Here is a 23,747-nt window from a genome sequence, read left to right on the forward strand (position 1 = left end):
CATTTAAGATTCTTGGTCTGTTTTTATTAATGCTTTCATGTCTTTGATGATTTGGTCGTATGGTACATTTTCGGCACCGTTATACGATTTTACTGAGACACCGTCTTTATTCACAAGGCTAAATGCCGTGCCATGGATGACTTGGTCATTTCCAGGTGTTTTGCTGACGAACGTCTTGAATGAGCCAATCGCAAACTTCTCGATCGTTTCCTGACTATAGCCTGTCAACATTTCCCACTTACTTTGATCGACCGGATCGAATGAATCTAAATAGGACTGCATTTCTTCAGGCGTATCCGTTTTTGGATCGATGCTGAACGAAACGAGCTTATAGTCCTCCACACCCGCATCTTTTAACTGCTTCTGAAGGTCAGTCATATTCGCCATCATTGGCAGGCACACGGTTTCGCAATTTGTAAAGACGAACTGCGCAAGCCAAACAGTGCCTTTTAAATCATCCAATGAAACGTTCTCATTATGCTGGTTTTCAAAATCAAAGTCTTCGATTTTATATTTATGATCAGCCTTGAAACCGCCCATGGAACAAGCGCTTACGACCAGCATCATTATAATCATCGAAGTTAATGCCATCATTTTTTTACGCATATTCAGACTCCCCTACTATCAGTATTTACTTTATCATAGTGGATACATACTTTACAAACAACCACACTATCCATACGTTCTTGTCAAAACTTTGACGGTTCAGTGAAGTTTACTTCACTTTCAATGAAACCAGCGCATCATGAATGGCTTCAAGTTTGGTTTCAAGACGGTGCAGCAAATAAAAGGATACACAGATTGGAATACCGACCTGCTGTATAAGATTCATCCATTGTTCCATTATGACTCAGCTTCCCTTTACACAAAAGCTAAAAGCTCTCCAGCATTGAACTGGAGAGCTTTCACACACTATATAGAGAAGAATATGAAGAACGGATACGTTGTCCGTGTATTTTTTTGAAAAAGATCTTATAATGGATAGTAGAATGGAAGAGGTGAAGAAAGTGCAAGATTTTTTTATGTGGTTCATCTTTTTTTGGTGTATCGTCCTTGTAGGGTTATTCGGCATCGGCGGGTTTTTCATGTTCCGGAAATTTCTCAAAGTCTTTCCGAAAGCGGATGGCAAGTCGACACTGGACTGGGAAGAACATTATGTGAATGAATCCCTTCATCTTTGGAATGAGGAAGCGAAAAGCATGTTAAATGAACTCGTCAGTCCGGTACCGGAATTATTTCGTGATGTAGCAAAACAGAAAATCGGTGCAAAAATCGGACAGATTGCTTTAGAGGATCGGGCAAAAACCATTGACTTTGACCATATTATCCGTGGCTATATTATCGCCACTCCCAAGAGGGATCATAATTTCCTGCGAAAAAAGTTAAACTCCATGGAAGTTGACATGACCCCATACGAGCATTTATTTTAAATAACATGCAAAAAGGCTCTCCTTGTTTAAGGAAAGCCTTTTTGTTTATTATCAGGGGTTCTTTACCATTCCATAATATTTCACGAGCATGCCGATTCGCCATGGCACTATCATAGCAAATGCCAAAATCCAGAACATGCCTGCCAGTTCACCAACATCAATTGAACTACTCAATATAAGCTTGGCAATCATGCGGATGACTAATAATGCAAACAGGATGAAAAGGAATACTTTAGATTTCTTCACATAGAGCTTCTCTTCTATTTGTTCAAAATTAGTCGTTCTAATCAAAAGCAACGAAAAGAGTAGTCCTACTAATGAAGCTTCCAAAACTTGCGTGAAGGGAACTCTGAACTCTACAAAAAGGAACATGAGTGCGCCTGTCGACATGAACATAGGTGGCAAAATAATGCGCTTAGGAGATATTGGCCTAGCTGAAGCTTTTGAGCGGACAATGAAAGCAAGCGTACCCATCACGATAAACACGACGGTAGAACCGACTATCAAATAGATAGGAGGGATATCATTGAACACATACGTGACGAACTGCTGTAATTTATTCATGCCCCTCCCTCCGTTCCATTAGTTCATCCAAACGATATTTTAACTCCTCCATTTGGACAAAACGTGCAAAACGGGACATCTCTCGTCCTTCGTGAAATAGTAAGACAACAGGGGCGGTGAACAAGGACAGCTGTCCGGCCATTTCCGGTACTTTAGCAATATTCACTTTAAAAAAAGGAATTGTGTAATCACTTCGCAATGCATCCACTTGGGGATACAAGCCTTCACAGACAGAACAATTCTCTGTTTTAACGAATAAGACCAACTGTGGTTCATTTACCTTAATTTCCAACCACTGTTCAAAAGTTCCGATTTCTTTCATCGGCATTTCCTCCACTTCACCATCAATTATGCCTCCGGACTACTTATCCGGAGGCAAGCTTTTTTATATTCATTCACTATACGGCTGTTAGAATCCTTGGAAATCACCGAAAATGGGGCTCAACAAGCTTGTTAGGAACTGAATGCCGTCAAAGAACAGCAATAGTCCAAACGCTATCATAATATAGCCGCCGATTTTCATGATTTTTTGACTGTTTCTGCGAATCCATCCGAGTCTTGTAATGAAAAACGATAATACGAAAAATGGAATAGCGAAACCTAATACATATAACATCATATACAACATGCTAGATCCCGGGTTTGCCGCTGCAAGTCCTATGATTGCACCGATAATTGGCCCCATGCACGGTTGCCAGCCCGCTGAAAACGCTAGACCGATTAGGGCAGTACCCAAATAACCTGCAGGTCTATTCTTGAACTGAAGTTTATGCTCTTTCATCAGGAATTTTGGTGTAAATAGCCCAATGACCATTAATCCGAATAAAACGATGAAAATAGCTCCTACTTGTCTCAATAAATCTTTGTACTGTACAAAGAAAGTGCCTACGAATGAAGTACTGAATCCTAAAAATACGAATACGACTGAAAATCCGAGTAGGAAAAATAGTGTGTGCAGCATTCCGTTTCGGTTCATCCGTTTCGAATCCGATTTCAAATCATCGATTGACATCCCTGTAATATAGGAAATGAAAGCGGGGTACAACGGCAGGACGCAAGGTGATATGAAACTTAGGAAGCCTGCGCCGAACGCTAGGAATACATTTAAATCTGTCGGCATTATTCTCTCCCCTTTATTTTTTCTCCCACTATCGTATCAAATCCTCCAGTCAAATACGTCATATTTGACTGTGAACAGTTTATGAACATGTGAAATATGCGTTAATTGTTTCGGAAATGTGAAAAAGACCTGCATATCACTGTCATTCCAGTGTAGGCAGGTCTTTAAACAATTAGATGGCGTCATCCACGATGCCGTTTTGAAGTTGGTACATCATAAAGTATAAACCCTTTTGATTGAGAAGTTGTTGGTGGGTTCCACGCTCAACAATTTCCCCTTTATGCAACACGAGTATCAGTTCAGCGTCTTGAATCGTACTCAATCTGTGTGCGATGGCGATAGTTGTTCTACCTTTACGCATCTTCTCAAGGCTCGTCTGGATTGCTACTTCTGTTTCCGTATCGATGTTTGCTGTTGCTTCATCGAGTACAAGGATTTTCGGATTCGTTGCAATCGTCCTTGCAAATGCGACAAGTTGGCGTTGTCCACTTGAGAATGTCGATCCGCGTTCCGTCACCTTTTGTGAATATTTTGAAGGAAGCTTTTCGATGAATTCATTCGCATGCACAAATTCTGCCGCTGCTCGTACTTCTTCCGATGTCATGCCTTCATTATGCAAACGGATATTACTTTCAATATCACCGTAAAACAGGAACGGGTCCTGCAAAACCAGACCGATTTTATTTCGCAGTTCAGCTTTCCGTAATTCTTTCAATGAAACACCATCAATAAGAATTTCACCTTTTTCATACTCATAGAAACGCATGAGAAGATTGATGATGGAACTCTTTCCGCTTCCTGTATGCCCGACAAGTGCGATTGTCTCTCCGGCGTTTGCAGTAAAACTAATATTCTTCAATACGTCGTTTTTGCCGTCATAGGCAAATGTGACATTTTTGAATTCAATTTTTCCATCTTGCACTTTCTTCTGCTCAGCATCATGCTGCAATGGTTCCATATCAGGTTCATCCATCAATTTAAATACACGTGATGCTGATACGAGCGCTTGTTGAAAAATCGACAACCGTTGCATAACTTGTTGAACTGGTTGAAAAAGTCTACCGATCAACGTAGTGAATGCATAAATAATCCCAACGTCCACTGCGCTGTCTAACGACATAAATCCAAAATAACCGAGCACGAAAACAATAGTAAATGCATATAGAAGATCAATAAATGGACCTAGCAGCACGCTGTCAAACTTAATGTTACGCATTCCAGCGCGGTAATGTCCTTCATTTATATCATCGAACTCCTTAGATAACCGCTGCTCTTGTCTGAATGCCTGCACCATGCCCATTCCTGATAGCGATTCAGCAATTTTCGCATTCAACTGGCTTAACCGTTCGCGGATATCTTGATAGAAGTCCGCACTGTAACGACGGTATATAGTGATGATGAGTAAGAACAATGGCATTAGTGTCATGGAAGCGAATGTCAACTTCACATCGAGTGAGAAGAGCGCGATATATACACCAATCAGAACGAAAATCGCTTGAAGGAATGTCACTACAACACTGACAAACATCTCTTTGATTGATTCAGTGTCGTTCGTAACACGTGATACAATGCTTCCTGCTGGTGTCTGGTCAAAATAACGCATCCCCAGTCCTTGCACTTTTGTAAACACGTCAATTCGCATTTGCTGAATGACTTTCAATGCGATGTCCTGGAAACGTAATAGCTGAAAATAGGAGACGGCAACAATAAACAGCTGCAGTCCAATGTAAACGAGCACCAATGTCGTCACTTCACTTTTCGGGAACTGAAGCGGCGTCAAATAATCATCGATGAATGTCTGGATAATGAGCGGTCCGATGATGCTTCCTGCAACTGTCAGCAGCAAGAAGAACAATGCAATTGTAATACTCCATTTATGGGGGATGGCATAGCGCATCAGTCGTTTGAATACGCCCCACTGATCTTTTGCTGTCAATTTAGGCTGTTTTTCCATCGGTTGCATTATTCTTCCCCTCCTTGCTCAACAAGAACTTCCAATTGTTGCAGGTCGTACATTTCTTTATATTTTCCATCTAACGCGAGCAATTCCTCATGCGTGCCTGCTTCAACAATCTCTCCTGCATCCATGACGATGATTTTGTGCGCATGTTGAATTGCACTTAATCGGTGAGAGGTAATAATTGTTGTTTCCCCTGTCCGTGTGCGTTTCAATGATTCAAGAATGGCCTCTTCCGTCTTTGCATCGACGGCAGATAACGAATCGTCTAATATAAGCAGTTCTGGCTTCATAATCAGTGCACGCGCAATGGATACACGTTGTTTCTGTCCGCCCGACAGGGATACGCCACGTTCGCCGACGATTGTTTCATAGCACTCTTCAAATCCTAAAATGTCTTCATGGATATGGGCAAGTCTTGCTGCTTCATAAATTTCTTCACGATCCAGTTTCGGATTCGTGAATGCGATATTCTCTCCAATTGTCGTAGAGAATAGGAAATGATCCTGCGGTACATAACCGATCGACTCACGTAAACGCTGTTGCTTGTATTGGTTTATTGGATGTCCGCCATACATGATATTTCCTTTGTATCCTTCAAATTCCCGTAACAACAGTTTTAGAATAGCGGTTTTACCTGATCCTGTTTTCCCAACAATCCCCAACGTCTCCCCGCGGTTCAATGTGAAATGAACGTTATGGAGAGCTGGTGTTTCGTCATCCGGGAAATAGAATTCATCGATGTCAAAATGCAGATTACCTTCAGGACGCTCATCAATCGCTCCAGTGACGTCTTGGATATCGGCATCGACGGATAACAATTCCGTAATACGGCTATAGGATGCGTTTCCACGCTCCACGATATTAAATAGAAAACCGAATGCCAGCATCGGCCAAGTTAATAGTCCGAGATATGTACTAAACGCTACCATATCACCGATCGTCATGTCTTCCGCGATAATGAATTTCGTTCCGAAGTAGAATGATAGAATATACGATATTGCAAAAATTCCCGCTATCGTCGGATCGAACAACGCATCGACTTTTGCAACGCGCATATTTTTCGCAACAACATCTGTCGACAAATCGGTAAAGTCATCTATGTCTTCTTTTTGTTGCCCGAACGTTTTAATGACTTTGATACCTGAAATACTTTCCTGTGTCTTATCATTCAGATTGGAAAATGCCTCTTGTGCAAACCGGAATCTGCGACGCAACAGTCTGCCATAATAGCTCGTCAGGAAAATCATGAATGGAAATGGAATAAGTGCAATTAATGTCAGTTTCCAGTTGATCGTCAACGCCATTGTCAAAATGACGAATCCCCCTGTTGAAATGGAATCGACAAGTGTCAGTATCCCCATCCCTGCTGTCTGTTGGACGGCGTTGATGTCATTAGTGGCATGAGCCATCAAATCGCCGACCCGTCTTTTCTGATAGAATGACGGCGACATCCTAGTGAAGTGAGTAAATAACTTTTCCCGCATCGTTCTGGATAGCAGTACAGCTGATCCGAAAATCATTACCCTCCAATAATAGCGAGATGCATACATCAAAACTCCTGCGACTGCCAAAATGATGAGCCAGTTGGTCAGCTTTGACGCAACTAATGTACCCTCTGTAATATCATCAACGATATAGCCGATGATTTTTGGAGGAAGCAACTGCAGCAAGGAAACAAATATGAGTGCTGCGATTCCGAGACCGTATTGTTTCTTCCGTTGTTTGAAAAACCAGCCTAGCTGTAATAAGACTTTCACAGTATTCCCCCTACTCTTTTTCTCTACCCTTGAACAGTCTATCAAAATTCTGAACAATAGAAAAGGTACGAAACTTAAATTATTCGAAATCTGAAATACTTTTTATGTCGACAAATGGGATTCGGTGTGCTTCACCTGCTTCATTTTTCATGTGAACAACGCCTTCAAGCAGATCAATCTTGCCGATAAAACCCTTACCTATCAACACCTCTGGACCTTTCCAGTAAGCGATGGCAATCGGCAGATTCATCTGGACTGCTTTTTGAAACTGTAAATCCCATTCTTCCAGCTGTTGTTCATCCGGTTGTTGTCTTTGTTGAAAATAATCTTCTTTTTGCCATTCGCGCAGTTGCCCGACATGTTCCGGCAGCATCATTGCCGTCCATTTGATACGTCCGCGGTCACGAAGCATACGCTCATCTCCTTTAATATGTAATGAAATTCTGCTGACATCAAATTGTTTTGTAAAAGTTGCTATTGCTATACTGATAGAATACACTCGTCGAGAAGAGGTGAACTAGTAATGCTTGATACAACTACTTTCATACTGACAATGATTTTTTCAATCGTAATCGTTTCTTTCATCTTTCGCTTCATTGTCCGTAACGCCATTGATTCGTCCCGACTTATGAAGAAGGTGGAACAGTTGGAACGCGACTTGGCCGAATTCCGGTCAAACAAAAAATTGTAATCGAAAATTGGACCGCCTGGCTTTTTGCTGGGCAGGCATTTCATTTGTAGTGACCACCAATCAGTTTTGAACGATGGACTGCTGTTCCCGCATCCGTATAGGATACCGCACGCAATACTGCGGTGGATCCATATTTTTTACGCAAAGAATCCATCGCTTTGCCCAGTTGGCGATTTCGCCATTTATGTTCTTCAAAAAGACTCAATTGCATCGACTGTTCTTCTTCAAGATTTGCGAGGCTAATGGCGAGGCGTCTTACGGGGCGATCGTCATGGAATTCATCAAGCAGTTCCGCACATAAACCAAAGATTTTCAGTGTATCATTCGTCGCTTCATGCATCGTACGGGAACGTCCGAACCCACCACCGAGCGCGTTTTTTGAATAACCAACAGACAGATGGATTGTGCGACCAGCCCGACCTGCTTCCCTTGCGCGAAAAGCAACGTCTTCACACATTTCTAACAGGACAGCGAGGATATCTTCTCGCTTCACATAGTCCCGGAAGAGGATCTGACCTTTGCCGTAACTGATTTGTCCTTCTATCAAAGGGGCACCCATTTCCGATAAATCGATGCCATGCGCATGATGATACAACTGATTGCCCATGATACCGAACTTCTTTTCCAGACGTTCTAATGGCGTATGTGCCAAGTCTCCGACTGAAAAAATCCCCATTGCATTGAGATTCTTCTCCATCCGTCCGCCGATTCCCCACATCTTGCTTAAAGGAGCTACGGGCCAAAGTCTTGCCGGGACATCTTCGTATTTCCACTGGGCAAACCCCGTCTTTTTTGCATCAAGATCCAGTGCCAGTTTGGATAACAGCATATTCGGCCCCATTCCACATGCCGATCGCAACTGGAATTGTTCGTACAACTCATCCTGAATCCGCCGTATTGTATCTTCTGGGTTGCCCCAAAGCCGTTCAGTTCCATCTAAGTCGATGAAACTTTCATCAATGGAATATACATGGATTGCCTCTTTTGGCACGTAGCGGTTCAGATGGCGGGCGATTTCCATGGAAACATCGATATAAAACTGCATTTTCGGTTCAATTAGCCGAATGGATGGATCATCCGGTATTTCAAACAGCCGCATGCCCGTCTGTACGCCAAATTCCTTTTTTAAAGCCGGTGAGGCAGCAAGGACGATACCTCCTTTTCGTTCTTTGTCGCCAATAATGGCGATAGGCGTATCCATAACGTCCAGCCCTTCAAGTGCAGCTGCACAGCTTGCATAGAAACTACGCATATCCAGACAGACAATTTTCCGGTCCGGTAACCCTTCGTACATACCGCATACCTCCGATATCGAACATTCGTTCTCAATAGTATACACGAAACGAACGAAGTTATTCAATGGGCTCTATTCCCAGTTCCCATAAAAATGTGTGGTATCGCACCAAATTGGCAGGATATAAAAAAGGTGTCCATCCTTACCAGGATAGACACCAGACATATTATTCTGTTGCAGAAGCCTTCACTTCTTCAGGCAATACAAAATCTTTTATATCGTTGAAATAGCTATATGTGGCGTTCAACTTTTGACGCGCCCTATAGGAATTACCACCGCTGTATGTTTTCATGTCCGCGGACATTTTAAAGCTCGTCACATATAAAGTGTTTTTGTTGATTGTAATGACAAAATCCATTTTGTCGATGAGTAGGAAACCTTCTTCGGACGGACCAATTTCGGGAAATATTTCATTGAATTTCTTAAATTCGTTACGGTCCAACGATAAACGCAGTGCATACCCATATTCAATTGGCTCAAGGATAAAATCATCCGCAAACACTTTGAATTTCGACAAATCTAACAGCGGATTTGTCGCTGAGATTAACGTACCGAAAGATTCCGCAAGAGGATCAGTCGACGTTTCGTTCCATTTTTTGTCTCGATCGTCCATCACGAACAAATTGTCTCCAACATTGTACATTTCCAGATTCCATTTCTCCACACCGCGCGGATGGATCTGAACTTGTCGGCGGATTTTGACTGGGTCAAGAAAAGCATCCATGTTCATATCGAATTTCGATCCTGATTTCTCGTTATTTTCAATATCACCGTCATAAATCGTCACGCCATAATCGTCATACGAAATATGTGCACGAACCGATTTCAACGATGAGGCCATTGCCTGTTCAGATTTGTCCAACAGATCTGCCGCCGTCATTTTCTTCTGTGCCGCACCACCCGTGCTGTTGCAAGCCGTAAGCAGCAAAATAGTTACGCTGACAGCGAAGATACTCATTATTTTTTTCAATGTAAACTTCCTTTCTACAAAACCTACGTTCATTTTACTGGAATAAGTGAACTTCATCAATGCATTGGACGGAAATTTCGAATAAGAAGTTGCATCGATTATAAAATAGGCTGTAAAGTCATTTCGTAAAATGCCATTTTCCAACTGTAAATTCCTCTATCGTTGCAAGATTCGGTGTAAAACCGATACCTTTGGAGACTGGTACTTTGATTTTACCGTCTTGCACAGTCACTTCAGGCGTTATAATGTCCTTTTCCCAATAACGTGAAGAGCCTGCAGTATCGCCGGGAAGTATGAAGTTTGGCAAAGAGGTTAAAGCAATATTGTGAGCGCGGCCGATGCCTGCTTCCAGCATACCGCCACACCAAACCGGAATACCATTATCCATGCAGTAGTCGTGGATTTTTTTCGCTTCGGATAATCCGCCGACCCGGCCAATCTTAATATTGATAATCTTTGTGCTGCCGAGAGCAATCGCTTTTCGCGCATCCGCAAGAGAGTGAATACTCTCATCTAGGCAGATGGGGGTCTTCAGTTCTTTCTGCAGTATGGAATGATCGACAATATCGTCATAGCCGAGCGGTTGTTCAATCATGAGAAGACCGAAATCATCAAGCTGTTTAAGTAAGTCGATATCGTCGAGTGTGTACGCCGAATTTGCATCCGCCATAAGTGGGACATCCGGGTATACGGCTCGCAGTCTGCGAAGCAATTCAACATCCGCTCCTGGTTTGATCTTCACTTTTATTCTTTTATAACCTTCATCCAAAAACATTCGGACTTTTTCTATCAAATCCGACAGATTTTGTTGGAGACCGATACTGATGCCGACATCAATATACGCTCGCCCCCCTCCCAATGATTCTGCTAATGAAAGATTATTGCGCTTAGCGTACAGATCCCAAACAGCCCCTTCGACTGCCGCTTTCGCCATATTATTTCCACGTATTGACGAAAAATTTTCTCCGACTTGATCGGGATGGGAAAGTTCTTTTCCAATGAGAAGAGGAATGAGGAAGTCACGAATCATATGCCAATTCGTTTCTACAGTCTCTTCTGTATACCATGGTGCTTCAAAAGCAACGGATTCCCCCCATCCGCAGTTCCCGAGTTCGTCTTTCACTTCAATCAATAAAAACTGCTTGTCCTGCATCGTACCAAAACTAGTTGAAAAAGGTTCTTTCATTCTCATTTTCAATCTGCGGACCGTGAATTGTTCGATAAGCATGCTAATCCCTCCATAAAAACACCCTGTCACCGATTGACAGGGTGTTGTTGTAATTATAATTCCACTGTCATGCGCCAGCCAAATGGATCTTCCAATCTGCCTGTCTGGATTCCAGTCATCATATCGTAGATTTTTTTCGATAATGCCCCGATTTCACCGTTATTCACTGTTAGGTTGGCATTGTTCCAAGAAAGTTCACCAATCGGGGAAATAACGGCCGCTGTTCCTGTGCCAAACGCCTCTTCAAGTATTCCTACTTGATGCGCTTCGTACAGTTCATCTATCGATATTTTCCGCTCTATTACAGGGATATCCCAATACCGGAGTAATTCAATGACGGATTTGCGTGTAATTCCTTCCAAGATACTGCCATTAAGTTCAGGGGTAACGACTTTTCCATCCATTTTAAAGAAGACGTTCATCGCGCCAACTTCTTCAATATATTTATGTTCTTTGCCGTCGAGCCATAGTACTTGGGAATAACCTTTTGCTTCAGCTACTTCCTGTGCTTTCATGGCACCTGCATAGTTGCCTGCAGTTTTTGCACTACCTGTCCCACCTTTCACAGCGCGGACAAATTCAGATTCAACTGCGATCTTCACCGGGTTGATGCCTTCTTTGTAATAGGCACCTACAGGCGAAAGGATAATCATGAAACGGTACGTCTTCGAAGGAGCCACCCCTAAATACGGCTGTGTCGCAATAATGAACGGACGTATGTATAGAGATGTACCTTCTATTTTCGGAATCCAATCCTTGTCAATCTGGATCAGTTTACGTAAACCTTTCAAGGCAAGTTCTTCGTCAAAGTGGGGCATGCAAAGCCTTTCGTTGGAACGGTTCAATCTTTTCATGTTCTCTTCCGGTCTAAATAACAACACTTCATCCTCTTCGGTCACATAAGCTTTCAATCCTTCGAAAACGGTTTGACCGTAATGGAAAACAATAGCTGCTGGATCGATTGTGATTGGTTCATAGGGGATAATCATTGGATCATGCCATCCGTGACCTTCCGTATAATCCATTGTGAACATATGATCCGTAAATACAGTGCCGAACGCAAGCTGATCGGATGCCGGTTTCACTTTAGGTTCTTTTGTCAATTTTACTTCTATCGATAAATTCTCCAAGATAAATCCCTCCTGATCGAACTATGTATTTTTTCATTATACACGAAATTCCCAAGGCTGATATGATAAAATGTAAACAAAGGAGTGATAAGGATGACCGATTCGATAAAGATGCCCGGGGAAGAGCGCCGGGAAATGATTCTGCAAACCTTACGCGAATCCGAAAAACCGCTCACTGGAAAAGATCTAGGTGACATGGCAAATGTCAGCCGGCAAGTCATTGTAGGTGACGTCAACTTGCTAAAAGCGGTGAACGAGCCCATTATCGCGACTAGCCAAGGCTACCTCTATGTTCATCCGCTGAAAGGGCCAGCAAAGATTGCAAAGACGCTTGTTTGCAAGCATACTCCAGAACAGACAGAAGAGGAATTGAACATCTTAGTCGATCATGGGCTGACTGTTAAGGATGTCAAGGTCGAGCATCCTGTATATGGGGATCTGAGTGCTTCGATCATGGTGTCGAACAGGCGTGAAGTGAAAGCGTTCATGCATCAAGTGCTTGAAGCAAAAGCCGTGTATCTTGCGAATCTATCCGAAGAAGGCATACATCTGCACACCGTCACAGCCGACACATATGAACAGATTAACGAAGCCGAGAACGCATTAAGAAAAGCGGGTATTCTCATTGAATGAAGAATACCCGCTTAGTTATTTTTATTTCTGTTCTTCGACAATCAACTTGCTGTTCGGCAAAGCAAATGTGACATTTTCATCCCGGAGAATATCCATGATTTTAAAATTGACATCCTCTTTCACTTGCAAATACTTTTCCCAATTAGTTGTTTTAGTGAAGAAGTAGAACATGAGATCCATTCCGTTTACCTTATATTCGTCAAACGTGACAAAAACGGTTTCTTGGTGAATGTCCGCATGATTATGGAGCATCTTCCTAATACGGGCGATACTTCGTTCAAGGGAAACTTTTTCCGTGTCGTATGTGACTTGCAGGTTAAACGAAATACGTCGTTTCCCCATTTTGCTCCAATTTGTTATCGCTTCATTGGCAAGCGTAGCATTTGGAACAGTGACAAGCGCTTGACCAAATGTCCGGATTTTCGTACTGCGGAAAGAAATGTCCTCTACTGTCCCCTCAACACTAGGCGTATAAATCCAATCTCCGATTGTGAAAGGTTTTTCTGTAATGAGGACAATTCCTCCGAACAAGTTGGCGAGTGACTCCTTAGCGGCAAAGGCGAAAGCTAATCCGCCGATACCAAGTCCCGCAACAAATGTGTTTACATTATAGCCAAATACCTGGGCAACTACACTCACCGTCACAGCGATAATGACAAATCGCAATGTTTTTGAAAGGAATGGAATGAGTATGTCATCAATTTTAATATTGAAACGGGTATTCAAATTGGAGAATAAATTCGATGTTGCGCCTGACAGATTATAAAATCCCCAACCGATTAAAATAACAATCGACGACCTGATTAAATCGAGAAAAAGTAAACTTTCTCGGTTGAAATAAGGAAAATAGCCAGCTGCTATATAAAATCCGATGATAGTAACCAGCCATTGAAAAGGTTTCTCAAATGACAGCATTATATTCGAAAAGAAACTGTTTGGTGCTTTTTTGCTTATCTTCAATACAATCGTAAATATGTATTTTGAAAAAACTTTACGCAATAGCCAAAACAGAAGCAGTACGCCTACTGCGATCAAGGAACTGATTACCTGTTCCATCCTGAGCCACTCCATCAATCTTTCGATGTCCATCATAATTCACTCCTTCCTTAATTACGTCCTTCATCTTAACAAACAGATGCAACAAGAAAAAGAAATACACATACACATCAGTTGATATCTGCTTGGAAGCTACTACCCGTTTCATCCTCCAGCTGATCAAGAAAAGCGACCATAAACGTATGACGTTGTTCGGCAAGACGTTTTCCTTCTGTAGTAACCATCAATTCTTTCAGAAGTAGAAGTTTTTCATAGAAATGCGTAACCGAAGACGTCTCTTTCGACCGATATTCCGCTTCGGTCATCTTGTTTCTTGAAATCTCTTGTGTATCATATAGTTTTCTCCCTCTTGCGCCGCCAAATGCAAATGTGCGTGCAATCCCGATTGCTCCCAGTGCGTCAAGCCTATCTGCATCGCGTACAATTGCTCCTTCAGTGGAAGTGATAGCTTCTTCGTTTCCTCCATTAAAAGAAACGCTTTTGATAATGTCCAGTACACGTGATACAGTCTCGTCATCCGCCCCAGCACTTCGCATGACGTCTTCTGCCGACTGATTGCCTCGTTTGAAGTATTTAGGATCGTCGATATCATGAAGAAGAGCTGCCAACCGGATAATTGGCAAATCTGCCTCTGGCATTGCCGCTGCAATATTCTCTGCATTTTTCATGACACGTAAGATATGATCAAAATCGTGACTTGCATCAAAACGTTCATATGTACCGCGCACCTGCTTCATGCATTGTTTAAAAATCGTCTCCATAAACTCACCCTTTTCTGTTCAATTTTGACTCGACTGAAAATTTCGGCACATCATTGACGTATAATGTCGATTCATGTATAGTAAAAACAACCATGTTAATAATGGGTAGGACATTGAAATGCCGAGGGAGGAATATGCATGTACCAAGGTAAAGTAAAGTGGTTCAGCAATGAAAAAGGATATGGTTTCATCGAAACGGAAAATGGCGAGGATGTATTCGTCCACTATACTGGCATTATGTCAGAAGGATTTAAGACACTCGATGAAGGCCAGGCCGTATCCTTCGAAATCATCGAAGGAAACCGTGGACCTCAAGCGGCAAATGTCTTGACTATCTCGTAAATAATCATGCATTAAAGCATCCCGCCGGCAACTTGTGGCGGGATATTATTTTGTCAATTTATTCATTTCATTCCCAAGGAATTTCAATTGTTCTCCGATAGTACATGTGCTGATGCAAAATTGATGGGCTCCGGTTTTGCCGAATTCTTTTGCCTGTTGCGTTTTGATAAAACATCCTTCACAATACGTATCGAGCACATCATTGATTTCCTGCATGACCATTAATTTATCCATAGAAACCTCCCGATCGGATCATTCATCCATTTTAGTATGCATTCCGATCAGTTGCAACTATATGTAAGGAGTGACTAACGATGATCGAGTTGTATGTCGATGGCGCGAGTGCCGGTAATCCAGGTAAGAGCGGTATTGGAATTTATATTAAAGGTGAAGGGCGCCAACTGAGGATTTCAGAGCCGATTGAACCAACGAATAATCATACAGCTGAATTCACTGCTCTTCTTAGAGGTCTTGAAGAGACAGAGAACCTTACGACAGGCATCGTATCGGCCCGCTCCGATTCAAAAGCCGTCGTTTCAGCGGTGGAAAATGAGTTTGTGAAAAACGAACTGCATAAGGAGATTTTACATAAAATACTAGCTATAACGAAGAAGTTCGATTTTTTCTTTATAAAATGGATTCCGGATGCAGAAAACCGCACAGCGGACAGTCTCGCCCGCCAAGCGATTCATAAAGAGAAGCCGTCAAGGATTGATGGGGATCTTTGACTAGCCGAAAGGCGTCTGAACCTGTTCAGACTTCCTTCCTCAACCATTTAGCTGTAGAAGTATCGGCGGCCAACATCTGTTCAGGCGTCCCTTCGTAAATGATCTGTCCACCTTGCTTCCCTCCCCCAGGACCAAGCTCAATTACCCAGTCGCTTGCTGCTATGAAATCGAGGTTATGTTCAATAATAATAACGGAATTACCCCGATTGACGAGCCTCTGAAATAACTCCAGCAGTTTTGCATTATCTCTAAGATGAAGTCCTAAGGACGGTTCATCCAATAGGTAGATTTGGCCTTCATTTTGCAGATGGCTAGCAAGCTTCAACCGTTGGATTTCGCCACCGCTTAAGGAGCTTGTCGTCTGTCCTAACGTCAGATAGTCTAATCCGACATCTAGCAGTGTGTTCAGTCGTTTGATGATTTTGGGCAATATAAAATAATCCATAGCTTCAACAATTGTTAACTCCAGAACTTCCGCAATATTTTTTCCTTTGTACACAAAGGACAAGGCTTCGTCTGAATACCGCAGTCCTTGACAGGCTTCGCATGTTACTGTGACGGGATCTGCAAATGCGACGTCAGGAGTTGTTACACCCTTTCCTTCACAGACAGGACATGCCCCAATCGAGTTGAAACTGAATAGACCTGCTGGCTGTCCTGTTTCTTTTGCAAATATTGTCCGCACATCATCCATGATTCCCATATAAGTAGCCATCGTGGAACGACTTGAAATGCCGATACGTCCTTGACTAACTTGAATAGTTTCAGGGTGGCGACTTGCGAATGCATCAAACATCAGGGAACTTTTACCGGAACCTGAAACGCCGCAAATTGAAACGAATACATGCTTAGGAATATGTATCGTTACATCCTTCAAGTTATTGTCATCTGCTTTCGTAATAGTGAAATAGCTTTCGGATTGTCTCGTTGTTTTATTGATGCTCACTTTATGATTAAGCAATTGTGAAGTTGAGGTAGAAGAGTTTTCGAGCGCCCGAAGTACACCTTGATACACAACTTCCCCACCACTTACGCCTGCCCCTGGACCCATCTCAATAATTTCATCTGCCACTCTAATTACAGAAGCATCATGTTCAATCACGATTACCGTGTTATGGTTGGCTTTAATTGTTTGGAGCATCTGGATTAACATATCCACCTCTTCGGGATGAAGTCCCGCACTAGGTTCATCGAAGATATAGGTCATATTATTAAGACTGCTTCCTAGATGACGGGCAATTTTAACACGTTGCGCTTCGCCGCCAGACAATGTGCCCATTTTTCGTGAAAGGCTCAAATAACCTAAACCTAATTCGATCAATTGCTTGATTGGCGGTATAGCTTGCTGAGCTATAGACGCTCCGATTGGATCATCTACAACAGCCAGTTCCTTAAGTAAGTCCGTCAACTCCAATTGGTCGTATTCCGCTATATTGTAACCATTTATCTTAGACGCCAATACTTTCGGATTGAGTCCTGAACCTAAACACATCGGGCATAAACTATGTGTTGATACTGCCAGTACATCTTCTTGGGATACCTGCTTCAACTTTGTAACATCTCTGTTTATATAAAGACGCGTAAACCTGGGCAATAAACCATCCCATTCATGATCTTGTGGTCCGTTTTTTGTATGGAAAGGAGCAAACACCCGCTCCCCTTCTCGTGGACCATGGACGAATAGTCGAAAATCTTCTTCGGAATACTCTTTTAGCGGCTTATCAGGATCAAATAACCCGCCAGTTATCATCCATCTTCCTTGCCAACCCGAGGGGGATAGTGGTTTAAATTGTACGGCGTAATCCCGAAGTGATTTGTTGACATTGAGGATTTTATTGAGATCTGGTGAAACGACCTCACCGAATCCACTGCACTCGGGACATCTACCAAAAGAACTTTGGCTTGAAAAATCTGTGGCCGAACCTATCAAAGGATCACCGATTCTTGAAAATAGCAGTCGGATCAATGGATGAATATCCATATAGGTGCCGACTGTTGAACGGGAATTCCCACTGATTGGTCTTTGTTCGACAACGACAACTGGACTTAAATTTCGCATGAAATCTGCATGGGGCCGCTCGTACCTGGGCATTTGATAGCGAACGTAAAAAGGATAGTTCATCGTCATCTGTCTTCGGCTCTCAGTAGCTAATGTATCAAAAACGACAGAACTTTTACCAGAGCCTGATAGGCCAGTAAAGACAATAATTTTTTCTTTAGGAATCGTTAGATCAATATTTTTTAAATTATTTTCTTTAAGCCCTTTTAAAATAATAGCATCTTTACTATCTGACACAGTATCACCCTCCCAGTTACTAAAGAGTTTCCCTGTTTTCGCATATTTACTCCCATTGGAGAGGCTAAAAAGCATTTACCAGTTGGCCATATGCCAAAGGTAAATGCTCATTGTTTTATTGTGTTTTCATAAACATAACAGTATTGCTAATACTGTCATATAAAACCCATTCCCGATCGTGGATGACCGCGCCGACATTCACCAAGGTCTGTCGATTGTCCATTTTATACGTTTTTCCGAAGTTCACCTGTTCATCTTCTACCCCTTCACAAATCATGCCTGAGCGATGACTATGGCCATAAAACGTCAACGGTTTGGTAACTTCCGCTTTTAGTAGCGACCACGGGTCACCGCCCCATTCGAATTGATGGCCGTGAATAATCTCTGCAGCACCCAATTCCATCCGTTCGGGCATGGCAGACAACATGCCGAGAAGTGGATCTTCCGTTTCCGTAATGAAAAGGATACGTTCTTCCTGATTCCCAATAACGGATGGAAAAGTCAATAATTCAACGAAGCCGTCAGGTAAAAGCATAACATCGGTAAGGAATTCAAACTTTTTGTCAGTCATACGACGTTTACTAATCGTGCATTCGAATAAATCACCAGTACTGACTAAAGCAGCGTCGGGTGCTATTTTACGAATATCAGCCAAAACTTTCTCCAAATCTTGTTTGGCTGAGTGTATGTCTCCGATGATTGCGTATCGCATATGCAACTACCTCCATCTTCGTTAGCTTTGTTCCACTTCAATCTTGTCTCTTGAAATCCAATCACTATAACTACCAATATATACATTCACATTGTCATAGCCATTTTGTTTGAGCATGGCATATAACGGAGCGGCTGTCACACCACTTCCGCAATAGACAGTGATATGATCGCTTTTATCTACTACATGTGAAAGTTGTTCTTTCACATGCGGATCCATTGAAAACTGTCCATTCTTTTTTAAAGCTTCCCAGTCGAAGTTCAGTGCACCCGGAATGTGTCCTGCAATCGGATCGATTGGTTCTACCTCACCTCTATACCTTTCACCCGACCGTGCGTCCAATAGGACATTACCCGTTTCTCCAGCGACTGTCCGTTCAACGAATTGCCGGGAAGCGAAAATAGTTTCGTTCCAAATAGGCACCACGTCTGATTTATCGGGAGCTGAAAGTTCATCCGTAATTGCAATACCCGTGGAGCGAATCTGTTCAAAACCTTCTAGGAGAATAAAAGAGTTAGTAAACCCCGCATATTGCAAAATCCACCAAGCTCTTGCTGCAAAAGGACTCCCTCCATCATCGTAAATGATGATTTTATCATTCAGTTGGAGTCCACTTGCTCTAAAAAGGACGGTTAGGGAATCTTTACTCGGCATCGGATGCCTACCTTGCTTTTTAGACATATCGGACAAGTCCTCTTCTAGATCCCAATACACAGCCCCTGAAATATGGCTTTCTTCAAATTTCTTTCGACCAGATGACTTATCCTGCAATGAAAAACGTGTATCGATCCACTTCACTTCATCGATTGCCACTTCGGTAATTGATGTGAAAACTTTTGTCATTTCAGTCAGACTCCTTCAGTCGTATTTTTTCATAGGTTGTACGCCATTCTTCCAATTGTTCGCTGTCAGACAACAAGGCTCGTTCTGATTCAATCTGTTGGACACTTTGATTCAACAGATGCTTCCGAAGACCTTCAGATTCCCCTTCAATCCATTGTTCCGCCCATTGTTCAATTCGTTCTTTTTCATTACCTAAATAGAGGGATGAGTCTTGCTTCAAACGTTCCTCCAATTGCTCCCGTAAGATGAGTCTTTCACCCTTTTCAAAGAATGCCTTCTGGTTTTTAAATAGCCGGTTGACGCCGCTGTAGACGGAAGGTTTTTCGAAAGGTGATTTGAATGAAAGCATGTCAGCATCATCCGGCTCATAAGGAGATGGAGAAATTGACTGGTCGATGTCAGTTAACCGGCGCATTTCAGTGCGTTGACGCTCTTTCAGCTGTTTGTTCATGAAATTCAACATGCGCAAGTTTGTCACTTTCAATTCCTGGGTCAAGTCAAACCCGACCATCTGCACAGTCTCGTTCAAAGCCATAGTCAGCGCTTTCTCGGTCGAATGGTTCGCAAATGTTGACGGGCTGTAGCCTTCTTTGAAGAAATCTCCAAAGCGCAGGAATACCCGTTGTAAAATATAATACACCAATTCGTTCAATTCATTAATGGAAGCTTTGCGGATCACTTCTGCAAAGCTATGCATATAGTGAGTTCTGATTTCTTGCTCCAACCGATTGAGTTCAGCTAGCCGTTCCGCTTTACGAGTCCGGTTTGATTCTGTCCGCTCAATCAATGTAGCCAGACGGTGAATGGTCTTTTCCACCTCTTCTTCTAGCGCTTGGATAGCCAGACCTTTCAGATCATCTTTTAAGAAATGTTCAAAATGGCTCTCAAACACTTGCATGAAAGGATCTTCATTGCCAGCAAGTTTTGCGTCCAATGCCTGAAGACTTGAGATTCCGTGAACTCGTGGATGACGGATTCCGAATGCAGTTAGCTCCTGTTCAACAAAAGATTTTACCGCTTCCGCTTCCTCTTCGTTTGAAGCGAGATCAATTGCATTCACGATGAAGAACATCTTATCTAATTCAAAAGCATCTTTCACCCGCCCAAGCTGGATAAGGAATTCTCTGTCTGCCCTAGCAAAAGCGTGATTATAATAAGTAATGAACAAGATTGCGTCCGCATTACGGATATATTCAAAAGCTACGTCCGTATGACGTGCATTGATTGAGTCGGCGCCCGGAGTGTCTACTAATGTAATCCCTTGACGAGTTAATGCACAATCAATGAACAAATCAATTGAATCGACGAAACAGCTACGGTCTTCTTCTGCAACAAAACGAGTGAATTCAACTTGATTTACATTCATCGACTGTCCAAGACTTCCGTGATAGATAGGATATCCTTTTTGGAAAGCACGTATAAACGTCTTATGGATATGCAAGCTTTCGTCATCGAGTTCTTTTGTAAGCACTTCATCCGAACGGTCAAATGCTTCTTTTAACGATGTAAGTGGTATGCCTAAAGCTTCAAACGAAAACGCTACATCCTCAAGCATCTGCTGTTCTGATTTTAAATGAACATCTGCTGTGCGATCTTCTTTACCGTCCATGACGGGGCGAATCCGGTTGATAGCTGCAGTCGTTGGATTCGGAGACACCGGCAATACGCGGTCACCGATAAGTGCATTTGAAAACGAAGATTTCCCAGCACTGAAAGCTCCGAATAACGCAACGGTGAATTCCTGCTCGGCCAGCCGTTCTGATTTATTTTTAAGATAGTGCGCTGTTTCAAGGAATCCTGGAATGTCCATAACAGCATCAGCAATTCGTTGCGCTTGTTCAATTACAATTCCGGCATCCGTATAAGAAGATGTCATGTATGCAATCTGGTCTTCTGTTTGTTGATTGGCTACACTTTGACTCACTTCGTTTGTCTCAAGTGAATTTAAGTCGACTATTTCAATTTCTGGTTTTTTTGTCCATTTATCCAATAACAACTCACTTTTTTTAAGAAGGTCAACAGATGGGTTCGAGCAGCTATTTATGTATGTGGTCAATTGCATATTGATTTTTTCGACATGCGCAATAGCATTTAGTTTCGTTTCAAGTGTCTGTACAGTGTGTAGCAAATGTTCAATATGCTCGTTTCCTGCATCTGCAGCAATCTCAGACATTTTCATTTTCCATGCATCTGTTCGTTTTTTAAGAATCTGTTGGATCCCCGTTTTCATCTGCTCAGCCATGTTGAGTACAGTGTCACCCGTCATAACATCAGATACTGGGAGATGCTGGTCAATTTCATCGAACGGGATACTCATATCCATTTCATCGATTTCAATGGAGCGTTCATCTGTCATTAAACCCGCTCGTTTCAATGTGTTCTTCATCAACGCTTTCAAATGAACTTCTATTTGCGTATGAACCAGATCCGAAAGGTTGCGGTCAAATTCGGATCTTCTTCTATCCCGTTCCTCTGCTGTTTTCTTCGCACCGAACAACAACCCTACTTTGAACCGAGGTGATTTAGATTCGATATACGCTTTCATCAATTCGCGTGTTTCGAATGGGCTGATGGAGGCATTTCTGAGTAGTTCATTGCGCTCACTTTCAAAAGAAGCATAAAACTCGTTACTGCCTAAGAGAGATGCGCGCGTTTTCAACTCCTTGACGTCAGCAGCGATTTCTTTGTAGAGGTGCCACTCATCTTCCGCAACAATTTCTGCATAGACAGATTTTCGTTCTTCAAGTTCGTCTTGCAGGAATGCAAGATGTTCTTCTTGTAACTTGAGCAGTGATTGGTCTGCATTGTCTAGAAAATGCGCTTCCCAATTGGAGATGGAGCCATCAACTATGGACTTCACTTTTTTGAAATCATTATGTGGGTGCTCCTGGTCACGAAGAGATGTATAAAAAATAGCCTTCGGTTCAACGCCCCATAATCGGAAAGAATCTTCAACAGACTTTTTAAAATCAGAAAAACTTAATTCACTGTCACGGTGTTTATCAATCTGGTTGATAATCAAATAGACATTCGGATTATACCGAAGTAATTCTTTCGTGAATTTGAAGTTTAGTTCAGATTGGACATGATTGTAATCCATCGTGTAAAACACAAGATCCGCAAGATGAAGCGCTGATTCTGTAGACATCCTATGTGCATCATCAGTAGAATCTACACCTGGCGTGTCCATCACAGTGATTGCTTCAGGCAAAGCAGAATTTGGATGACCAATTTCAATTAATGCAATTTCTGCTCCATCTTTACTAAATGCCTTAATAGCATCGGGGAAACCATGCCCATCCAATTTCACTGTTGCGCCATCTGTTTTGTGGATAATGACATATTCTTGTTCAGTCTTTTTCACTTTAACAATATTTGCACTCGTAGGAATGGGGCTGGAAGGTAAAAGATCCTCTCCAGTCAATGCGTTAATCATGGAGGATTTGCCGGCCGAAAAGTGGCCCGCAAAACCGATAACGAATTCTTCGTCAATCAATTTCTCCGCTAGTGAAGCAGCTTTTTTAAATCGTTCCTCGTCATGGCTCTCTATGAAAAGCTCGCCATGAATCGATGTTCTTTTCAGTATGTCAGTAGTATGCATTGGTTTTCGACCCTTCTTTCAATTCTCTTTCTATCATAACATCTTTACACATTCTAACTACCTATAAAAGTCATCCTACTTTCATCTATACTAACGACCTTTATCATGGTATTATTAGACTATATACTTTTTTTATGGGAGGTGTCCAAATGAGTGCTGCTGTCAATATACAAAAAGTGTTAAATGGTACCATCACTTCATTGACGAATATTGTTCCTTTAAACTTCAATGTATTGGCCCCCGTCCTAACTAGCGAGCCATATGAACAGAAAGAGCTAAGTGTTCTCATACATATTGTAGGTGCTATTAAAGGCAGATTGATATTGGATACGAATATAGAATTGATAGATCTTATAGGCCAATCGATGTTTGGAATGATCATCGAAGGCGAGATGATTGAATCGTTTACAGGCGAGCTTGGCAATATGGTCGCCGGAAATTTATGTACGGTATTGGAATCGGATGATTTTATACTGGATATTTCTACTCCGACGGTCATGACAGGCAATACAAAGTTCTATGGTTTCAAAAAGGCTTTTAAGTTGCCTGTTCAGTTCGACAGCGGCTCTATAATGAATATTCTGCTGACAATTGATGAATGAAAATGAGAAAAGCTGTCTTTGACCAGTTT

25 protein-coding genes are annotated in these 23,747 nt (G+C 42.2%); 5 read left to right on the forward strand and 20 right to left on the reverse strand.

Annotated features, from left to right (window positions below):
• Nucleotides 1–3 precede the first annotated feature (3 nt).
• Both QWT69_RS08015 and QWT69_RS08020 read right to left on the reverse strand, forming a co-directional pair.
• Nucleotides 4–606 carry an SCO family protein gene (locus QWT69_RS08015; protein WP_317970711.1) on the reverse strand — a complete coding sequence of 201 codons (603 nt, stop codon included), beginning with the start codon at nt 604–606 and terminating at the stop codon, nt 4–6.
• 109 nt (nt 607–715) lie between these two features.
• The gene (locus QWT69_RS08020) at nt 716–844 is read right to left on the reverse strand and encodes a YvrJ family protein (protein ID WP_317970713.1); all 129 of its coding nucleotides are present in this window, start codon (nt 842–844) and stop codon (nt 716–718) included.
• Nucleotides 845–977: 133 nt separating this feature from the next.
• Between QWT69_RS08020 and QWT69_RS08025 the strand changes: the two genes are divergently transcribed.
• Nucleotides 978–1,430, forward strand: coding sequence for a DUF2621 domain-containing protein (locus QWT69_RS08025; protein ID WP_317970715.1), 453 nt, complete (start codon nt 978–980; stop codon nt 1,428–1,430).
• Nucleotides 1,431–1,481: 51 nt separating this feature from the next.
• Here the strand turns inward: QWT69_RS08025 and QWT69_RS08030 are convergent, their stop codons facing one another.
• The 11 genes from QWT69_RS08030 to QWT69_RS08080 all read right to left on the reverse strand — a co-directional run bounded on the left by QWT69_RS08030 (nt 1,482) and on the right by QWT69_RS08080 (nt 12,144).
• On the reverse strand, nt 1,482–1,994 hold the full coding sequence (locus QWT69_RS08030) for a CcdC family protein (RefSeq protein ID WP_317970717.1): 513 nt from the start codon (nt 1,992–1,994) through the stop codon (nt 1,482–1,484).
• Entirely contained in the window at nt 1,987–2,316 is a 330-nt protein-coding gene (locus QWT69_RS08035) for a thioredoxin family protein (RefSeq protein ID WP_317970719.1), read from the reverse strand. The genes QWT69_RS08030 and QWT69_RS08035 overlap by 8 nt, the downstream gene beginning before the upstream one ends.
• Before the next feature lie 87 nt (nt 2,317–2,403).
• Nucleotides 2,404–3,114, reverse strand: coding sequence for a cytochrome c biogenesis CcdA family protein (locus QWT69_RS08040; RefSeq protein ID WP_317970721.1), 711 nt, complete (start codon nt 3,112–3,114; stop codon nt 2,404–2,406).
• A 172-nt stretch (nt 3,115–3,286) separates the two neighbouring features.
• On the reverse strand, nt 3,287–5,068 hold the full coding sequence (locus QWT69_RS08045; RefSeq protein WP_317970987.1) for an ABC transporter ATP-binding protein: 1,782 nt from the start codon (nt 5,066–5,068) through the stop codon (nt 3,287–3,289).
• Nucleotides 5,069–5,076: 8 nt separating this feature from the next.
• Complete coding sequence (locus tag QWT69_RS08050) at nt 5,077–6,831, reverse strand: ABC transporter ATP-binding protein (protein ID WP_317970723.1); 1,755 nt, start codon at nt 6,829–6,831, stop codon at nt 5,077–5,079.
• Between the two features lie 79 nt (nt 6,832–6,910).
• A complete protein-coding gene (locus tag QWT69_RS08055; RefSeq protein ID WP_317970725.1) occupies nt 6,911–7,243 on the reverse strand; it encodes a YolD-like family protein in 333 nt (110 codons plus the stop codon).
• A gap of 68 nt (nt 7,244–7,311) precedes the next feature.
• Nucleotides 7,312–7,443, reverse strand: a complete 132-nt coding sequence (locus QWT69_RS08060) for a hypothetical protein (protein ID WP_317970727.1) — start codon at nt 7,441–7,443, stop codon at nt 7,312–7,314.
• Between the two features lie 119 nt (nt 7,444–7,562).
• Complete coding sequence (locus QWT69_RS08065) at nt 7,563–8,816, reverse strand: Y-family DNA polymerase (protein ID WP_317970729.1); 1,254 nt, start codon at nt 8,814–8,816, stop codon at nt 7,563–7,565.
• 166 nt (nt 8,817–8,982) lie between these two features.
• Complete coding sequence (locus QWT69_RS08070; protein ID WP_317970731.1) at nt 8,983–9,930, reverse strand: DUF6612 family protein; 948 nt, start codon at nt 9,928–9,930, stop codon at nt 8,983–8,985.
• Nucleotides 9,905–11,014, reverse strand: coding sequence for an o-succinylbenzoate synthase (gene menC, locus QWT69_RS08075; RefSeq protein ID WP_317970733.1), 1,110 nt, complete (start codon nt 11,012–11,014; stop codon nt 9,905–9,907). Before menC ends, QWT69_RS08070 begins: the two co-directional genes overlap by 26 nt.
• Nucleotides 11,015–11,067: 53 nt before the next feature.
• On the reverse strand, nt 11,068–12,144 hold the full coding sequence (locus QWT69_RS08080; RefSeq protein ID WP_317970735.1) for a branched-chain amino acid aminotransferase: 1,077 nt from the start codon (nt 12,142–12,144) through the stop codon (nt 11,068–11,070).
• A gap of 93 nt (nt 12,145–12,237) precedes the next feature.
• On the opposite strand from QWT69_RS08080, the gene QWT69_RS08085 reads away from it, so the two are divergent.
• Nucleotides 12,238–12,777 carry a transcription repressor NadR gene (locus QWT69_RS08085; protein WP_317970737.1) on the forward strand — a complete coding sequence of 180 codons (540 nt, stop codon included), beginning with the start codon at nt 12,238–12,240 and terminating at the stop codon, nt 12,775–12,777.
• A gap of 21 nt (nt 12,778–12,798) precedes the next feature.
• On the opposite strand, the gene QWT69_RS08090 is transcribed toward QWT69_RS08085, so the two are convergent.
• Nucleotides 12,799–13,869 carry a mechanosensitive ion channel family protein gene (locus QWT69_RS08090; RefSeq protein WP_317970739.1) on the reverse strand — a complete coding sequence of 357 codons (1,071 nt, stop codon included), beginning with the start codon at nt 13,867–13,869 and terminating at the stop codon, nt 12,799–12,801.
• A 74-nt stretch (nt 13,870–13,943) separates the two neighbouring features.
• The gene (locus QWT69_RS08095) at nt 13,944–14,594 is read right to left on the reverse strand and encodes an HD domain-containing protein (protein WP_317970741.1); all 651 of its coding nucleotides are present in this window, start codon (nt 14,592–14,594) and stop codon (nt 13,944–13,946) included.
• 138 nt (nt 14,595–14,732) lie between these two features.
• On the opposite strand from QWT69_RS08095, the gene QWT69_RS08100 reads away from it, so the two are divergent.
• Nucleotides 14,733–14,936, forward strand: coding sequence for a cold-shock protein (locus QWT69_RS08100; protein WP_317970743.1), 204 nt, complete (start codon nt 14,733–14,735; stop codon nt 14,934–14,936).
• A gap of 45 nt (nt 14,937–14,981) precedes the next feature.
• Here QWT69_RS08100 and QWT69_RS08105 read toward each other — a convergent pair whose 3' ends face one another.
• Nucleotides 14,982–15,170 (reverse strand): zinc-finger domain-containing protein, encoded by a 189-nt coding sequence (locus QWT69_RS08105; RefSeq protein ID WP_317970745.1) that lies wholly within the window; start codon nt 15,168–15,170, stop codon nt 14,982–14,984.
• An 80-nt stretch (nt 15,171–15,250) separates the two neighbouring features.
• Between QWT69_RS08105 and QWT69_RS08110 the strand changes: the two genes are divergently transcribed.
• The gene (locus QWT69_RS08110) at nt 15,251–15,664 is read left to right on the forward strand and encodes a ribonuclease HI family protein (RefSeq protein ID WP_317970747.1); all 414 of its coding nucleotides are present in this window, start codon (nt 15,251–15,253) and stop codon (nt 15,662–15,664) included.
• Nucleotides 15,665–15,689: 25 nt separating this feature from the next.
• Here QWT69_RS08110 and QWT69_RS08115 read toward each other — a convergent pair whose 3' ends face one another.
• The 4 genes from QWT69_RS08115 to QWT69_RS08130 all read right to left on the reverse strand — a co-directional run bounded on the left by QWT69_RS08115 (nt 15,690) and on the right by QWT69_RS08130 (nt 23,116).
• Complete coding sequence (locus QWT69_RS08115) at nt 15,690–17,960, reverse strand: ATP-binding cassette domain-containing protein (RefSeq protein ID WP_317970749.1); 2,271 nt, start codon at nt 17,958–17,960, stop codon at nt 15,690–15,692.
• Between the two features lie 115 nt (nt 17,961–18,075).
• Entirely contained in the window at nt 18,076–18,672 is a 597-nt protein-coding gene (locus QWT69_RS08120; RefSeq protein WP_317970751.1) for a metallophosphoesterase family protein, read from the reverse strand.
• A 21-nt stretch (nt 18,673–18,693) separates the two neighbouring features.
• Nucleotides 18,694–19,515 carry a sulfurtransferase gene (locus QWT69_RS08125; RefSeq protein ID WP_317970753.1) on the reverse strand — a complete coding sequence of 274 codons (822 nt, stop codon included), beginning with the start codon at nt 19,513–19,515 and terminating at the stop codon, nt 18,694–18,696.
• Between the two features lies 1 nt (nt 19,516).
• Nucleotides 19,517–23,116 (reverse strand): dynamin family protein, encoded by a 3,600-nt coding sequence (locus tag QWT69_RS08130; RefSeq protein WP_317970755.1) that lies wholly within the window; start codon nt 23,114–23,116, stop codon nt 19,517–19,519.
• Between the two features lie 149 nt (nt 23,117–23,265).
• Here QWT69_RS08130 and QWT69_RS08135 point away from each other — a divergent pair, with 149 nt between their 5' ends.
• On the forward strand, nt 23,266–23,718 hold the full coding sequence (locus QWT69_RS08135; protein WP_317970757.1) for a chemotaxis protein CheX: 453 nt from the start codon (nt 23,266–23,268) through the stop codon (nt 23,716–23,718).
• Nucleotides 23,719–23,747: the final 29 nt, after the last annotated feature.

It is taken from the genome of Sporosarcina oncorhynchi, assembly GCF_033304615.1.
Lineage (GTDB): Bacteria > Bacillota > Bacilli > Bacillales_A > Planococcaceae > Sporosarcina > Sporosarcina oncorhynchi.

What these genes read in the sequence shown, in the direction of transcription:
- QWT69_RS08055 (WP_317970725.1), bottom strand. Translation starts at nt 7,243, where the DNA reads ATGCTTCGTGACCGCGGACGTATCAAATGGACGGCAATGATGCTGCCG.
- QWT69_RS08120 (WP_317970751.1), bottom strand. Translation starts at nt 18,672, where the DNA reads ATGCGATACGCAATCATCGGAGACATACACTCAGCCAAACAAGATTTG.
- QWT69_RS08035 (WP_317970719.1), bottom strand. Translation starts at nt 2,316, where the DNA reads ATGAAAGAAATCGGAACTTTTGAACAGTGGTTGGAAATTAAGGTAAAT.
- QWT69_RS08110 (WP_317970747.1), top strand. Translation starts at nt 15,251, where the DNA reads ATGATCGAGTTGTATGTCGATGGCGCGAGTGCCGGTAATCCAGGTAAG.
- QWT69_RS08100 (WP_317970743.1), top strand. Translation starts at nt 14,733, where the DNA reads ATGTACCAAGGTAAAGTAAAGTGGTTCAGCAATGAAAAAGGATATGGT.
- QWT69_RS08040 (WP_317970721.1), bottom strand. Translation starts at nt 3,114, where the DNA reads ATGCCGACAGATTTAAATGTATTCCTAGCGTTCGGCGCAGGCTTCCTA.
- QWT69_RS08065 (WP_317970729.1), bottom strand. Translation starts at nt 8,816, where the DNA reads ATGTACGAAGGGTTACCGGACCGGAAAATTGTCTGTCTGGATATGCGT.
- QWT69_RS08135 (WP_317970757.1), top strand. Translation starts at nt 23,266, where the DNA reads ATGAGTGCTGCTGTCAATATACAAAAAGTGTTAAATGGTACCATCACT.
- QWT69_RS08030 (WP_317970717.1), bottom strand. Translation starts at nt 1,994, where the DNA reads ATGAATAAATTACAGCAGTTCGTCACGTATGTGTTCAATGATATCCCT.
- QWT69_RS08125 (WP_317970753.1), bottom strand. Translation starts at nt 19,515, where the DNA reads ATGACAAAAGTTTTCACATCAATTACCGAAGTGGCAATCGATGAAGTG.
- QWT69_RS08015 (WP_317970711.1), bottom strand. Translation starts at nt 606, where the DNA reads ATGCGTAAAAAAATGATGGCATTAACTTCGATGATTATAATGATGCTG.
- QWT69_RS08085 (WP_317970737.1), top strand. Translation starts at nt 12,238, where the DNA reads ATGACCGATTCGATAAAGATGCCCGGGGAAGAGCGCCGGGAAATGATT.
- menC (WP_317970733.1), bottom strand. Translation starts at nt 11,014, where the DNA reads ATGCTTATCGAACAATTCACGGTCCGCAGATTGAAAATGAGAATGAAA.
- QWT69_RS08130 (WP_317970755.1), bottom strand. Translation starts at nt 23,116, where the DNA reads ATGCATACTACTGACATACTGAAAAGAACATCGATTCATGGCGAGCTT.
- QWT69_RS08095 (WP_317970741.1), bottom strand. Translation starts at nt 14,594, where the DNA reads ATGGAGACGATTTTTAAACAATGCATGAAGCAGGTGCGCGGTACATAT.
- QWT69_RS08020 (WP_317970713.1), bottom strand. Translation starts at nt 844, where the DNA reads ATGGAACAATGGATGAATCTTATACAGCAGGTCGGTATTCCAATCTGT.
- QWT69_RS08090 (WP_317970739.1), bottom strand. Translation starts at nt 13,869, where the DNA reads ATGATGGACATCGAAAGATTGATGGAGTGGCTCAGGATGGAACAGGTA.
- QWT69_RS08045 (WP_317970987.1), bottom strand. Translation starts at nt 5,068, where the DNA reads ATGGAAAAACAGCCTAAATTGACAGCAAAAGATCAGTGGGGCGTATTC.
- QWT69_RS08025 (WP_317970715.1), top strand. Translation starts at nt 978, where the DNA reads ATGGATAGTAGAATGGAAGAGGTGAAGAAAGTGCAAGATTTTTTTATG.
- QWT69_RS08105 (WP_317970745.1), bottom strand. Translation starts at nt 15,170, where the DNA reads ATGGATAAATTAATGGTCATGCAGGAAATCAATGATGTGCTCGATACG.
- QWT69_RS08060 (WP_317970727.1), bottom strand. Translation starts at nt 7,443, where the DNA reads ATGGCGTTACGGACAATGAAGCGAAAGATGAAAGAAACGATTACGATT.